Raw genomic sequence first — 13,974 nt, 5'->3', positions numbered from 1 at the left:
GGCCGGAGCCTTAATCCATCACACGACCGACAAAGGGCAACTGGCGGAAGGCGTGCCCAACGTCCATGCCATAACCGACGACAAAATAGTCGGGGCATTCGAAAGCCACGAAATCGGCATCAAGATCGACTTTGCGGCGCACGCTCTTGTCGAGAAGAACAGCAATGCTGACGCTCCGCGCTCCGCGTTCCAGCATAAGTTCGCGAACGAATTTCAGTGTCTTTCCAGACTCCAGAATATCATCGATCAGCAGTACATCGCGGTCGCGAACATCGCTGTCGATATCGCGCAGAAGACGAACTTCGGCGCTTGTCGTGCCCTTGCCGTAGCTTGAAACCGTGATGAATTCGACATCGGGCTCCACGCCCGCATCATGCATTGCGCGGATGAGGTCGGCTGCAAAGATGAAGGAGCCCTTCAGGATCGAAATCGTCAGCAGGTTGTGGAACTTGCGTTCAGCAATGGCCTTGGCGAGCTCGAGATTGCGACCGGCAATCTCGTCCGGGCTAAAGAGAACTTCGATTGTCTTGCCACCGACTTCGGGCATCTGCTGCTTCTCCTGATCGTTCGCTTTCGCGCAGACTTTGGCGCGATCAAAGGCGCCGGAAAGGCACGCTCTATAGCATGGTTTGAGGAAATTGCACCCCACCAGATGAAGATGCTCCGGCTTCTCCATTTCCCAGCGTTAAGATTTCATATAGCGTGACATTCATGCATCCAGACATCATCGAACTGCGATCATTTTACGACACCACGCTGGGCCATCTCGCGGAACGCGCCATTCGCATGGCGCTTGCCGGCCTATGGGGTCACGTGCCGGGAGAGCGGCTTGTCGGCATGGGCTACAGCCTGCCCTATCTCGACCGCTTCAGCGCCGATACGGAGCGGACATTCGCCTTCATGCCTGCCGGTCAGGGAGCCGTCGCCTGGCCCTCAGTAGAGAAAACGGCAACAGCGCTTGTTTTCGATGAGGAACTGCCGCTACCCGATTCCTCGATCGATCGGGTGCTTATGGTGCATGCGCTGGAGTATGCGGAAAATCCGACAGAAACGCTGAAAGAGATGTGGCGCGTCCTCGCCCCCAATGGGCGGCTCGTCATCGTGGTGCCGAACCGGCGCGGTGTCTGGGCCCGCTTCGAGCATACACCCTTCGGCAGCGGGCGACCTTATAGCCGCACACAGCTGACGACCCTGCTGCGTGAAGCGAATTTCACCGTCAGTACGGTCAGCGACGCCTTGCATTTCCCACCCGCTACGCGCCGATGGATGATGCGGCCCTGTCTGGCGCTGGAAGGCATGGGGCGGAGGCTGTGGCCGGTCTTTTCAGGCGTTCTGGTGGTGGAAGCGCAGAAGCGTCTTTATCAGGGACTGCCTGTCGCACAGCGCTCCTCGCGCCGTGTCTTCGTTCCGGTTCTCGCACCTCAGGGAACGCCTGTCGGCGGATTGCGGAAAACACCGGCACGGACCAGCAAGACAGATCGAAAGAGTTAGGGCATTTGCGCATCATCGCCCGGGAAAACGTACAGTTGCTGCGGTCTGCAAGTATTACCGAACAAGGTTTTTCTCGACTTAGACGCAATGGCGGGATATGCCGCCATCGTAACTTTAACCCATCGTAACTTTAACATTGACCTTTTGGCGGAGCCAAAATCATGACCGATACGCAGAACCTTACCCGTCCCCAGCCCAAGGCAGGCCTGCTCGATATCGCAGCCTACGTACCCGGTAAGGAACATGTGGAAGGCGTTGCCAAGGTCTATAAGCTCTCCTCCAACGAAACGCCGATCGGGCCAAGCCCGCATGCGGTCGAAGCCTATCGACACGCAGGCGAGAAGCTGGAGCTTTATCCCGATGGGCAGGCCCTGGCGCTGCGTGAGGCAATTGCCGAAACGCAGGGGCTCAACATGGCCAACATCCTGTGCGGCAATGGTTCCGACGAACTGCTTGGCCTGATCTGCCAGACCTATCTTGCTCCGGGCGACGAAGCCATCATCACGGAGCACGGTTTTGCCGTCTACAAGATCCAGACGCTGGGTGCCGGCGCGACGCCGATCACGGTGAAGGAGAAGAACGAGCGTATCGACGTGGATGCCATTCTGGCTGGCCTGTCGCCGCGCACGAAGATCGTCTTCATCGCCAATCCGGCCAATCCAACCGGAACCTATCTGCCTTTCGAGGAAGTCCGCCGCCTTCATGCCGGATTGCCGAAGTATGTGCTTCTGGTTCTCGATGCGGCCTATGCAGAATATGTTCGTCGCAATGACTATGAATCGGGCCTCGAACTCGTTTCATCCAACGAGAATGTTGTCATGACGCGCACTTTTTCGAAAATCCACGGGCTTCCGGGTCTGCGTATTGGCTGGATGTATGCGCCTCTGCATGTGGTCGATGCCGTCAATCGCATCCGCGGGCCATTCAATATGAATTCAGCCGCCATTGCCGCCGGTGCTGCGGCCATCCGCGACCGCGCCCACGTCGAAAAATCGATCACCTACAACGACAAATGGCTTGGCTGGCTGACCGAAGAGTTCACCAGACTTGGTCTTCGGGTTACGCCGTCAGTCACGAACTTCCTGCTGATCCATTTTTCGGACAATGGCGCGCATTCCGCCGACAAGGCCGACGAGTGGCTCTCCAAGCGTGGCTATATACTGCGTCGCGTCGGCGGTTACGGGTTCCCCAATGCCTTGCGCATGACGGTCGGACCGGAGGAAGCCAATCGTGGCGTCGTCGCCGCCCTGACCGAATTTTTGAAGTAGAACAATGTCCACGATCCATTTCAACAAGATCGCCCTGATCGGCATCGGCCTTATCGGCTCATCGCTGGCGCGTGTCATTCGACGCGAAAAGCTCGCCGATCATATCGCCATCGCCACACGCAGCAGTGAAACACTGAAGCGGGCCGAGGAACTGGGTCTCGGTGACAGCTACACCACCGACAGTGCGGAGGCCGTCAAGGATGCCGATCTGATCATTGTATCTGTGCCGGTTGGCTCGTCAGGAACGGTTGCACGCCAGATCGCGGCAAACCTCAAGCCCGGTGCCATCGTCACCGATGTTGGCTCCACCAAGGCTTCCGTGATTGCGCAGATGCAACCGGAACTGCCGGACAATGTGCATTTCATTCCCGGTCATCCGCTGGCGGGTACAGAGTATTCCGGCCCCGATGCAGGCTTTGCAGAGCTTTTCACCAATCGCTGGTGCATTCTGACGCCCCTGCCCGACACGAGTGAAGCAGCTCTCGAAAAGCTGAGCGAGTTCTGGGTCGCCTGCGGCTCACGGCTTGATCGCATGGACCCGCAGCACCACGATCTGGTGCTGGCCATTGTCTCGCATCTGCCGCACATCATCGCCTACAATATCGTTGGCACAGCCAGTGATCTGGAACAGGTGACCAAGTCGGAAGTCATCAAATACTCGGCTTCCGGTTTCCGCGATTTCACACGACTGGCCGCATCCGATCCGACGATGTGGCGCGATGTATGCCTGCACAACAAGGATGCCATCCTCGAAATGCTCGGGCGTTTTTCGGAAGATCTCGCCTCGCTTCAGCGCTCGATCCGCTGGGGGGATGGTGAAGCGCTGTTCGACCTTTTCACGCGCACGCGCGCTGTCCGGCGCGGCATCATCGATGCAGGTCAGGAAGTGGATGCGCCTGATTTCGGCCGTCAGGCTGCAACGCGTACCAGCGAGCAAAAATAGGGCGCATATTGCGCTACAGCGCAGGCAACCGCCCGAGCGGAATAAATCCAGCGCTGACCTTACCCTTGCGAACGGCAATCTCCATCACGGGATTGCCGTTTTCATCTTTCGGCATGGCCGAGAGAGCAAACAAAACGGTAGCGATATTGCCACCCTGCTCGGGAAACACTGTCTGACCAGCCTGCGCCAGCGATTGCGGGTTGACCAGTGTCAGCTTCACATCGGCATTAATCAGCCCGTCAGCATCGACCGAAAACGGCCCGGCTACCGAAACCATCGCTCCATTGGGCATGGACAGGAAAGCCTGATTGACGGTACCGGAATGCCCGCGCAACCGTTCATGAAAAGGAGCATCGCCCTTTGCGAGCAACGTCGCGGCATCGGACACATCGATATCCGCCACACCGTCGATTTCAGGGCTGGTGGCTGTACCAATCGCTGCCTTGGCAAGTTTCAGACCGGCAAAGCGACCATTGACCTTCAATGTGTCACCCGAGGCGCTCATGCGGAAATCCATCTGCTCAAGCGTGCTGAGCGGCACTGTCGTGGTGGCTTCGGTGCGAAGACCGACAGCCACTTCACGCGCGGCGAGCTCAATCTCTGTCGGGAACGGACGTGCCAGCCGGGTGTTGGAGGTAAACTTGCTCCAGTTGACTTCCAGCGGTTCCAGCCCCGGAAATTCGATGAAGGCGGGTCCTGTCAGATCGTTCGAGAGGGAACGTGGCGCATAGACCGGGGAACCCGAGGTGAAGCGCCCTGCGCGGAACGCCATGCCTTCAGAAGGACGCTGCCAGGAAATGCTGTCGCAGACGACATTGACGCGCAACGGATAGCCGCCCATGCGCAAGTCTTCGCATTTCACGCCGACGCCCTGAGAGGCAAGCTTGGCCATGTCGGCCTTGGCTCGTGCCTCTAGCCTGTTTGCGATATAGAACCAGCCCGCTGTATAGCCAGCGATCAAGACAAGCAGAATGACAATGAGCGCGATGGGACGCTTTCTGGACTTCGATGCGTTCATTCCAGTATGCGCCATTTCAAAAAGCCTTACATTAATCAGACGGTTGTTTCGAAGAGCCTCGCTCCGGGGTCAGACTGAACATTCCAAACCCCGATATGTTTTGCTCCTCCCGACTGTTGGCCATATTATGGCAGGAATGTGCCTTGTGAAGCGATTGAGAAGAAAAATCGAGGGATATCCGTTGATTACCGGTGGAAATCGGCGTCCACTGATCCATTATGGACACCCTTCATGACCACAGCTCTCAATGACAGGCGAATGAACGATTTCTGGGTTTTCGGCTATGGCTCGCTGATGTGGCGACCGGGCTTTGCACATGTGGAGACCGTCCGGGCGCGTCTTTACGGCTACAGGCGCAGCCTGTGCATCTATTCGCATGTCCATCGCGGAACGCCGGACCAACCGGGTCTGGTCCTGGGCCTGGACACCGGTGGCTCATGTCTCGGCATCGCTTTTCGCGTGCCTGGTGACATGACTGGCGAAGTGATGACCTATCTGCGCGAACGTGAAATGTCGAACCAAGTCTATCACGAAAAGCATCTGCGCCTGCGCCTCGCTGACGGTCGCAATGTCGATGCGGTCACCTATGTCGCAGACCGGCACCACATTCAATATGCCGGATCGCTTTCACCTGAGAGTGCCGCAGCGATCGTCGCATCTGCTCACGGCGATTCCGGGGCCAATGTGGATTATGTCGCCAATACGCTCCAGCATCTGCGCAACATGCGGGTACGCGATCATTGGCTGGAACATGTCAACGATCTCATTCACCACACTATCCAACATCAAACGGGCGGTTCCAGCGCCTAGAAACACACACCGCGCGCCTCAAAAATACCGGCGTTCAATCGCTCGGCCCTTGTTCTTGCCCGATGCAACCGCTACATCTCGGCCAATTGCCAAGGAGGCCTCCATGATCGCATTGTTCCGCACCATTGATTTGGCGCTCGATATCTACACCTATATCATTATAGCGAGTGCCATCTTCTCGTGGCTCTATGCGTTCAATGTCGTCAATTCCGGCAACCGTTTCGTGGCTTCGATCGGTGAGTTTCTCTACAAGGTGACGGAACCCGTTCTGCGGCCGATCCGCAATATCTTACCCAATCTCGGCGGCATCGATATTTCACCGATCGTCCTGCTGCTGATCATCTTCTTCATCCGCCAGTTCATGTGGACGACGCTGCTGCCGCTTTTCCTGTAAGCGCATCACTCGCAAGCCTAAAAACAAAAGCGCCCGGACATTGCCGGGCGCTGTTGTTCTAGAGCATAATCCGACCGGAGTGAAACGAGGATCGATAAGATTAAGCTTAAGATAGAAAAAGTTAGAGCGCCGATCTGATCCAATCAGATCGGCGCTCTAAACGGATCGGGAAGCTGTTGCTTACTTGCCCTTGGCGCGTTCGATAGCTTCGACGATGAACTTGCGTGCGTAATCTTCGTCACCCCAGTCACCGATCTTGACCCACTTGCCGGGTTCCAGATCCTTGTAGTGTTCGAAGAAGTGCGCGATCTGCTTCAGAGTGATCTCCGGCATATCGGTATAGTCGTGAATCTTCTCATAGCGGCGCGTCAGGTGCGGCGACGGTACTGCAATGATCTTCTCGTCCTTGCCGGAATTGTCTTCCATGACCAGAACGCCGATCGGGCGAACATTGATCACGCAGCCGGGAACCAGCGGACGGGTGTTGCAGACGAGAACGTCAATCGGGTCACCGTCTTCCGAAAGCGTATGTGGCACGAAGCCGTAATTGCCCGGATAGGTCATTGGCGTATAGAGGAAGCGGTCGACGATGAGGGCGCCGGCCTTCTTGTCCATCTCGTACTTGATCGGCTGGCCGCCGACAGGCACTTCAATGATGACGTTGACGTCTTCAGGAGGATTGGAGCCGATGGAGATGGCATCAATATTCATGATGTGTCCTTTCGTGTCGGGCTCTGATAACGGGTTTCAAGGTTGCGCGCAAGAAAAACGAAAGTTCTAGAAAACGCGGCGAATTGTCGTTCCCGCAACGCAATTGAACGTGATCAGGCCGTTAACATGCTGTGAGGGTTAGGCGCCGAGTTCGTTCAGTCTTTGAACGGCAGTCGGTGGCATGGGTGGTGGATTGGGATCGCGGCTGGCGGCGACCAGAAATTCGTCGCAGGCCGTCTCGGTCGTTTCAATCAATCTTTTGAGAAATTCATCCTTCGGAAGACCTGCCGGAATTGGCGGCAGAATACGGGCGCGAATGGTTCCCGGATAACGCAGAAACTTGCGGCGTGGCCAGTAGAGGCCTGCATTGTGCGCAATAGGCAAAACCGGCAGATTGAGCGCTTCGTAAAGATGGACGATGCCATATTTATAGTGCGGTGGAGCACCTGGCGCCCGACGCGTACCTTCTGGATAGATAAGAATCTGGCGGCCTTCCGCAATCGCCTTTTCCGCGCCCTTGGTGATGGAATGCAGTGCCTTGACGCGAGAACCGCGATCGACCGGGATCATCTGCATTTTCGCGATATACCAGCCAAAAAGCGGAATGCGCATCAATTCCCGCTTCAGGATCAGCACGGGATCGTCAAGATAGGGCAGGAAAGCATAGGTATCCCAGGCAGACTGGTGCTTTGGCGCACAGATATAAGCGCCCTCAGGAATGTTCTCCAATCCTTCAACCACATAGTCGGTGCCGACAATATGCTTCTGGAGCCAGAGATTGACCCGTGCCCACAGCTTCGGCACAATCCAGGCCTTCTTGCGGGGCAGAAGAAAATAGAAAGGCGTATAGACGATCATCTGAACCAGTGTGCAGATATAAAACGCCGCATTGAACAAGATTGAGCGCAGATAGAGAAGCATCAGTCGGTGGAGACCCTGGCTAAAGCATTTTCGTTCCCGACTTCCGGTAAACGATCACGCACGAATTCTGGACTTTCTGCAGAAAGTGACGGCATCGATATATCAGGAAGAACGGCCATTTCCATCAGGAAATCGTAATCCGGCAGCAAGATCAATTCTCGGTCGTTACACCCTGATTGGTCTGCGTTCCGAACAGTTCGGTCGTACCCACACGGACAGCGGCGCCAAGATATTTCACATATTCGATAAAGAGCACGCGCAATGTGTCGCCTTCGGAAACCCAGCTATGTTCGCGGCGGTCCCCGTTCACGACCGGATAGGGAATGAATTCCACATCCTTCATGCGATAGGACATTTCCAGCGTGCTGCGCGGAATATGGTAGTTGTTGGTGACCAGGATCACGCGACGATAGTTGTTGGTACGAATCCAGCGTTCGCTTTCGGTCGCGTTGCCAATGGTGTTGAGTGCCGACCGGTCGAGATCGACACAGCAATCGAAGAGACTCTGGTCGGCATGGGTCGCACGCTGCAGTGCCTTTTCATTGGTCGCCGGATGAACACCACTGATCAGAAGCCGCTTTCCTCGCTTGTCCTTCAGAAGATCAACCGCAGCCTGAATTCTGGACTGGCCACCGGTGAGAACGATGATGGCATCGGCAGGCTCATCGATAGCCGGCGGCTGCATGCTGGTGACCTTTTCACCGAACGCGACGAAGCCGACGAGAAACGCCAGAAGAATAACAAACAAAACGATGGAAACGGGCTGGAGACGTCTGAACATGCGCATCATGACAGACCATAGGAAATTGCCGGAGGCAAGTGCAAGAGATTGCAGGTGAGCGCCATTCCGGCTGCGGCGCCAGACCACATCTCCTGAAGAAAACCCGTTTGCTGTCTGCCTCTGTGCCACTGCATCGTCACTCGACCGGTGCCCGCCCGATAGCGCTTGCGGGATTCGCGTACCATCTCTTCTTCCATCATAGCCAGCATTGCGGCGAGAAGTCGGAGAAGCAGACGAAAATCTTGTCTTGAAAGCGTCTGTATCGGAAAAGGTCTTCATTCGGAGCGCACTCCCGGACCGTCCATGGTTGCAAGCTGGCGGATCACCGTCAGGCGGCTGGTCAGCATGGTCAGGAAACTGACCAGAATAATGATGACGGCAGCGCCGATATAGCCATCGCGCCCGATGGCGAAATTACCGAACATGGCGGCAGCCTGATCGCCTTCAGGTGTCGCCATATGGCTCGACGCCCACCAGGAAAACATCAGGAAGACCAGCATTGCCGCCGCGCCACCGCACAGCGCGCCTTTCAGTGCTGTGCGGAAGAAGTGCCATTCAAACTCGCGCGCCACGAATTTCGATTCCGCGCCGATGAAATGCAGAACCTCGATAATATGGCCATTGCCGGACATCGCACCGCGCGTGGCAAAGATAACAGTTAGAACGGTCGCAGCGATCACAAGCGAGAGAACGCCTGTGCCGACGAACACCGTCGTATGCGCCATGGAGACGAGACGGTCGACCCAGGTGCGGTGATCATCGAAAGTCGCAGCCGGAATGGCGCGGGTGATTTCAGTCCGCATGGTTTCGAAATCAGGTGGCGCATTTTCATCGATCGTAACGACGACAAGACGCGGCACAGGCAATTCATCGATGTTAAGGCCACTGCCGAGCCATGGTTCGAGCAACCGGGCGGTCGCATCCTTGTCGATGATGCTGGTGCCTTTCACACCGGCAAAACCACGCGCGATTTCGCTGGCCTGAGCCAACGCCTTTTCCATATCCTGCCCGTCGACAGGCCGGATCTGGATCGTGGCTTCGCGAGCTATCTGGCTCTGCCAGGCAGCGGCCGAGGCGCGAACGAGCGTCACGCCGCCCATCGTCAGGCATGCCAGAAAGGTCATGATCGCGATCACGATGACAAGTGCGGTTCCCGTTACGCTGCCATCAGGAACGATGGGACTCGGTCCCTGACGCTTCCGGCGTTTGCCGATACGAACGAGCAGCATGTCCTTGAGGTCTTCGAAACGGGCCCGGATGTCATCCAGTATACGTCGCCAGGCGTTCTTTGCATCAATCATAGATGTCGAGCCGCCCATGTTCGAGGATCATGCGTCGCGCATCCACCTGCTCCATCAGGGAAAGGTCGTGGGTCGCGATAATCACAGCCGTGCCCGAACGGTTCAGCTCGGTGAAAAGGCGCAGCAGACGCTTCGCAAGCGGCGGGTCGACATTGCCGGTCGGTTCGTCGGCCAGAAGAAGTTCCGGCTGATCAATGAGCGCGCGCGCAATCGCTGCGCGCTGCTTCTCACCGCCTGAAAGAACCGGCGGCAGCACATTCATGCGGTCGCCGAGCCCGACCCAATGGAGAAGTTCCTCCACCTCATGACGATAGGTTGCCTCTTCCTTTCCGCGCACGCGCAGTGGAAGTGCCACATTCTCATAGGTGGTCATATGGTCGAGCAGGCGGAAATCCTGGAACACGATGCCGATACGACGGCGCAGAAGCGGAATTTCCGCATGATTGAGCCGCGCAACATCCTTGCCGAAAATATTGATAAGACCGCGCGTCGGCTTCAGGGCCATGAAAAGAAGGCGCATGAGCGACGTCTTTCCTGCCCCGGAAGGGCCGGTCAAAAACTGGAATGAACGCGGCGGAATATGGAAACTGACATCGCGCAGGATCTCAGGACCCATTCCATATCGCAGGCCGACATTCTCGAAACGTATCACCGGGCTGTTTCTCTTCAATTGTCCGCACGCTGAACGACGCACGGATGACATCGATATCAAATCGACCTTTATCCTCTATGGTTAATGTTGCGTTAATTCCGCTCGAACGAGCCTTAAAAAATGCGTGACCGAGGCTGCGGCCATGAAGCATTAACCATTATGAGCCAGTGTGTGGCACCGGTCGAAGGGGCGAAAAACGCAAAGGAAGATGACGGCATGATGGCGAAACAACCATCGACAGCGCAGATGTCGCGCGCGCCTTCGTGCGAAAACCATCGCACGACACGGTTTGCTTCCGATGCCGGACTGATTGAAGACGCCGAATTCGAAACCATCGTTCCGGGGTCATCACCCCGGAAATTCCTCTCGTACGGCATTCCGCAGAAGCCGCTCGCCCCACGCAAGCTGATGTCCGAAACAAGTCTTCCCAGCGGATGGCCGGGATTCGGATATTGGGTTTTCGTCGCTCTTTGCGCGACAACCGCTTTCTGGATGGCGGGCGGATATACACTGCTTGCCGGCAAACCTCTTTCCGGCGGGCAGCCAACCTTGCCGCTCATTTCGGCACTTCAGCTTACTGATCTCAAAACCAGCGTCGGAATGCATGACAAGGGCAAGATTCTGAGTGTCGGCGGCCGCATCCGGAACACCACATCCGAAGAACGCGCCACGCCGCCGCTGATCGTCATGATCACCTATAGCGACGGCAGCAAACGCGAACGCCGTCTGGCTCCTGGTGAAGCAATGCTGAAACCGGGTGCATATATCGACTTCGAAACGATGCTTCCGGCGCTGCGCGGCACCATCGAGAAAGTCGATGTGCGATTGGCCACCCCGGCCTAGCAAGGCCGATCCAAAAAACGAGCCTGGCGCCTCCGGCTACTGCCAGCAACCGAGATTACGCCCTTTGAGATTATGCGCATCGATATCGACCACAAGGCGCGGGTCTTCGCGTAAAAGAACCAGCGTCGTGCGCTGTTTGAGATCGATCTTCTGCCAGCCCGCGCATTCGGTTGGCATTGGCGTGCTGTCGATCTTCACCTTTTCCGTCCACGCAGTTGCCGTGCAGCCGGATAGCGCCGCAACAATCGGAACGACCCTAACGGCATTTAGAACAAGCCTTTGTGTTTTCGTCCCACGATGAGTGTTCAAGGCTGACAACTCCAATCTGCCCCGCGAAATCCCTGCCAATCGATCTTGCATTGGCCGGCGTCGCCCGTTCGACATCTGCGCTTATAACGTGCCGCCGCCCTTCTCCGCAATATAGCTGAGCGGGATCGACAGCTTTTAAAAAAGCCCAGCCGACCAACTCTTACTATCCATCAAAACCCAATTTAGAAGAGATATAAAAGCAAACACGAATATACGAAGAATAGCTTTTTCGTTTACTGAAATGACGGGAAAAATCCACAGAGAACAAAAGCCTCCAATCAAGTTAAACATGATTGTCCGAAGAAAAAGACGATTATATGCTTCTTGCTAAATGATTCGCATATGGCATTTTTCACTACACCAACCCTGGGGATTTCCATGCTGAACAAATTGTCGGCTGAATTTTTCGGAACATTCTGGCTTGTTTTCGGGGGCTGCGGCAGCGCAATCCTCGCCGCAGCCTTCCCTGAACTGGGCATCGGCTTTCTCGGCGTTGCTCTCGCCTTCGGTTTGACTGTCCTGACCATGGCTTATGCTGTGGGCGGCATTTCCGGCGGCCATTTCAACCCGGCTGTCTCCTTGGGCCTCATGGTGGCTGGTCGTCTTCCAGCCAAGGACCTGATCCCTTACTGGGTTGCACAGGTTCTGGGCGCCATTGCCGCCGCCGCAGTTCTCTTCCTTATCGCCTCGGGCAAAGAAGGCTTCTCCGCCGGTGGCCTCGCTTCCAACGGCTATGGTGAACTTTCACCGGGCGGCTACAGCATGATGGCGGGCCTGCTCATCGAGGTTATCCTGACGGCCTTCTTCCTTATCATCATTCTGGGCTCCACCTCGTCGCTGGCTCCAGCTGGTTTTGCCCCGATTGCCATCGGTCTCGGTCTCACCCTGATCCATTTGATTTCGATCCCGGTCACCAATACGTCGGTAAATCCGGCCCGCTCGACCGGTGTTGCTCTCTTCGCCGATACGGCAGCACTCAGCCAGCTCTGGCTGTTCTGGGTTGCGCCACTCGTCGGCGCGGCTATCGGCGCGATCATCTGGAAAGGCCTGCTCGGCAAGGATTGATCCAGAACGACAACAATGAAAGGCCGGTTCATTCCGGCCTTTCTTGCTTTCAGGGCTCTTTTGCAATCGTCTCGAACAGAGCCGCACAAAAAATGGTTCCGATCATGGGAAGGATGCTGTAAGTAACATCTATCTTCTTGTTGTAACGCATTATCCGACGCAAAGCTGCTACGCACTTTTGCTGGAAATGCTCCAGATGTTATGAGCAATGTCCCCCTCTACCGATGCTTCTTCTGCGGATCGTTACGCAGCTTTCCGGCACTCTGCCTTCAAAAAATACTGGGGCGCCCGTTTCCTGAGCGCATTTGCGGTGCAAATCGTGAGTGTGTCAGTGGGCTGGCAGATTTATGACCTCACCCGCGACGCCTTCAATCTGGGCATGGTCGGACTGGTGCAATTTCTACCGGCCCTGTTGCTGGTTCTGGTAACCGGTGCTGCTGCCGACCGCTTCGGCAGACGCTTCATCATGGGCTTGTCACTTATCCTGGAAAGCGTGGTGACCGCACTGCTGCTCGGTCTGACGCTCGCCGGTCTGTTCGAGCCCCTGACGGTCTTTGCCTCACTCACACTTTTCGGCGTTGCGCGCGCATTTCTCGGACCCTCCTCAGCATCGCTGGTCGTCAATCTCGTGCCGACCGAGGATTTCGCCAACGCCGTTTCGTGGAATTCATCTGCATGGCAGGTGGCAACAATCGTGGGACCTGTCGCAGGTGGTCTGCTCTATGGCATTTCGCCGGTTGCAGCCTATTCCGTCGCCACGCTGTTCCTGCTGATCGGCTCCGTGCTGATCTTTTCCATTCCAAAGCCCAAACAGCACACGCTTGCCGAGCAGCGCTCGCTGACAAGCATGCTCGCTGGCTTCCGCTACATCTGGAAGGAAAAGATCGTCCTTGGCGCCATCTCGCTCGACCTCTTTGCCGTTCTCCTTGGTGGAACGGTGGCGCTGCTGCCGATTTACGCACGCGACATCCTCGATCTCGGTCCGTGGGGTCTCGGCCTGCTGCGATCCGCTCCCGGTATCGGCGCCGTTCTTACCGCCGTCTGGCTGGCCGGACACCCGATCCGCGACCATGCAGGTCGCGTGATGTTCGTCTTCGTCGGCCTGTTCGGTCTGTTCAATATTATCTTCGGGGTCTCGACCCTGACATGGCTGTCGGTCATTGCTCTGGCACTTGCAGGTGCGGCTGACATGATCAGCGTCTATATCCGTGAAACGCTTATGCAGCTTTGGACACCCGATCACGTGCGCGGTCGTGTCAATGCCGTCAACATGGTCTTTGTCGGTGCATCGAATGAACTGGGCGAGTTTCGCGCCGGCCTGATGGCTGCGGCCATCGGCGCTGTTCCCGCTGTCGTCATCGGTGGATTGGGATCAATCGCCGTTGCTGTTGCCTGGGCGGCAATGTTCCCGCAATTGCGCAAGGCCCGTCACCTGCAGGGACGGACTTGATCTCTCAAATCAGAGAT

The 13,974-nt window shown here is 56.5% G+C and carries 17 protein-coding genes; 8 read left to right on the top strand and 9 right to left on the bottom strand.

Annotated elements, in window-relative coordinates:
* Positions 1-10 precede the first annotated feature (10 nt).
* The gene (gene hpt, locus AC1RHM_RS19405) at positions 11-547 is read right to left on the bottom strand and encodes a hypoxanthine phosphoribosyltransferase (RefSeq protein ID WP_010657532.1); all 537 of its coding nucleotides are present in this window, start codon (positions 545-547) and stop codon (positions 11-13) included.
* Positions 548-711: 164 nt separating this feature from the next.
* Between hpt and AC1RHM_RS19400 the strand changes: the two genes are divergently transcribed.
* The 3 genes from AC1RHM_RS19400 to AC1RHM_RS19390 all read left to right on the top strand — a co-directional run bounded on the left by AC1RHM_RS19400 (position 712) and on the right by AC1RHM_RS19390 (position 3,702).
* The gene (locus AC1RHM_RS19400; protein WP_010657533.1) at positions 712-1,491 is read left to right on the top strand and encodes a class I SAM-dependent methyltransferase; all 780 of its coding nucleotides are present in this window, start codon (positions 712-714) and stop codon (positions 1,489-1,491) included.
* A 161-nt stretch (positions 1,492-1,652) separates the two neighbouring features.
* Positions 1,653-2,759: a histidinol-phosphate transaminase gene (hisC, locus tag AC1RHM_RS19395; RefSeq protein ID WP_010657534.1), complete on the top strand. Its 1,107-nt coding sequence runs from the start codon at positions 1,653-1,655 to the stop codon at positions 2,757-2,759.
* A 4-nt stretch (positions 2,760-2,763) separates the two neighbouring features.
* Positions 2,764-3,702, top strand: coding sequence for a prephenate/arogenate dehydrogenase family protein (locus AC1RHM_RS19390; protein WP_010657535.1), 939 nt, complete (start codon positions 2,764-2,766; stop codon positions 3,700-3,702).
* A gap of 13 nt (positions 3,703-3,715) precedes the next feature.
* Here the strand turns inward: AC1RHM_RS19390 and AC1RHM_RS19385 are convergent, their stop codons facing one another.
* A complete protein-coding gene (locus AC1RHM_RS19385) occupies positions 3,716-4,735 on the bottom strand; it encodes a DUF2125 domain-containing protein (RefSeq protein WP_029375802.1) in 1,020 nt (339 codons plus the stop codon).
* Positions 4,736-4,951: 216 nt separating this feature from the next.
* On the opposite strand from AC1RHM_RS19385, the gene AC1RHM_RS19380 reads away from it, so the two are divergent.
* Both AC1RHM_RS19380 and AC1RHM_RS19375 read left to right on the top strand, forming a co-directional pair.
* Positions 4,952-5,530 carry a gamma-glutamylcyclotransferase gene (locus tag AC1RHM_RS19380; protein ID WP_029375803.1) on the top strand — a complete coding sequence of 193 codons (579 nt, stop codon included), beginning with the start codon at positions 4,952-4,954 and terminating at the stop codon, positions 5,528-5,530.
* 103 nt (positions 5,531-5,633) lie between these two features.
* A complete protein-coding gene (locus AC1RHM_RS19375; RefSeq protein ID WP_010657538.1) occupies positions 5,634-5,924 on the top strand; it encodes a YggT family protein in 291 nt (96 codons plus the stop codon).
* Between the two features lie 180 nt (positions 5,925-6,104).
* Here AC1RHM_RS19375 and ppa read toward each other — a convergent pair whose 3' ends face one another.
* From ppa to ftsE, 6 genes are all read right to left on the bottom strand, one after another.
* Entirely contained in the window at positions 6,105-6,635 is a 531-nt protein-coding gene (ppa, locus tag AC1RHM_RS19370) for an inorganic diphosphatase (protein WP_010657539.1), read from the bottom strand.
* A gap of 138 nt (positions 6,636-6,773) precedes the next feature.
* Positions 6,774-7,556, bottom strand: a complete 783-nt coding sequence (locus AC1RHM_RS19365; RefSeq protein ID WP_010657540.1) for a lysophospholipid acyltransferase family protein — start codon at positions 7,554-7,556, stop codon at positions 6,774-6,776.
* A gap of 151 nt (positions 7,557-7,707) precedes the next feature.
* On the bottom strand, positions 7,708-8,424 hold the full coding sequence (locus AC1RHM_RS19360; RefSeq protein WP_235926325.1) for a YdcF family protein: 717 nt from the start codon (positions 8,422-8,424) through the stop codon (positions 7,708-7,710).
* Entirely contained in the window at positions 8,343-8,522 is a 180-nt protein-coding gene (locus AC1RHM_RS19355; protein ID WP_029375804.1) for a hypothetical protein, read from the bottom strand. Before AC1RHM_RS19355 ends, AC1RHM_RS19360 begins: the two co-directional genes overlap by 82 nt.
* 90 nt (positions 8,523-8,612) lie before the next feature.
* The gene (locus AC1RHM_RS19350) at positions 8,613-9,656 is read right to left on the bottom strand and encodes a cell division protein FtsX (RefSeq protein ID WP_010657542.1); all 1,044 of its coding nucleotides are present in this window, start codon (positions 9,654-9,656) and stop codon (positions 8,613-8,615) included.
* A complete protein-coding gene (gene ftsE, locus AC1RHM_RS19345; protein ID WP_029375806.1) occupies positions 9,631-10,254 on the bottom strand; it encodes a cell division ATP-binding protein FtsE in 624 nt (207 codons plus the stop codon). Before ftsE ends, AC1RHM_RS19350 begins: the two co-directional genes overlap by 26 nt.
* A 252-nt stretch (positions 10,255-10,506) precedes the next feature.
* Here ftsE and AC1RHM_RS19340 point away from each other — a divergent pair, with 252 nt between their 5' ends.
* Complete coding sequence (locus tag AC1RHM_RS19340) at positions 10,507-11,133, top strand: hypothetical protein (RefSeq protein ID WP_050897419.1); 627 nt, start codon at positions 10,507-10,509, stop codon at positions 11,131-11,133.
* Between the two features lie 36 nt (positions 11,134-11,169).
* Here the strand turns inward: AC1RHM_RS19340 and AC1RHM_RS19335 are convergent, their stop codons facing one another.
* The gene (locus AC1RHM_RS19335; RefSeq protein ID WP_010657545.1) at positions 11,170-11,442 is read right to left on the bottom strand and encodes a hypothetical protein; all 273 of its coding nucleotides are present in this window, start codon (positions 11,440-11,442) and stop codon (positions 11,170-11,172) included.
* Positions 11,443-11,820: 378 nt separating this feature from the next.
* On the opposite strand from AC1RHM_RS19335, the gene aqpZ reads away from it, so the two are divergent.
* Together aqpZ and AC1RHM_RS19325 are read left to right on the top strand one after the other, a co-directional pair.
* Positions 11,821-12,507 (top strand): aquaporin Z, encoded by a 687-nt coding sequence (aqpZ, locus tag AC1RHM_RS19330; protein ID WP_010657546.1) that lies wholly within the window; start codon positions 11,821-11,823, stop codon positions 12,505-12,507.
* Between the two features lie 208 nt (positions 12,508-12,715).
* A complete protein-coding gene (locus AC1RHM_RS19325) occupies positions 12,716-13,957 on the top strand; it encodes an MFS transporter (RefSeq protein ID WP_010657547.1) in 1,242 nt (413 codons plus the stop codon).
* Positions 13,958-13,974: the final 17 nt, after the last annotated feature.

The sequence above is a fragment of the Brucella sp. GW823-FHT04E01 genome (assembly GCF_058796175.1).
This window is presented reverse-complemented; position numbering and strand designations above follow the sequence as displayed.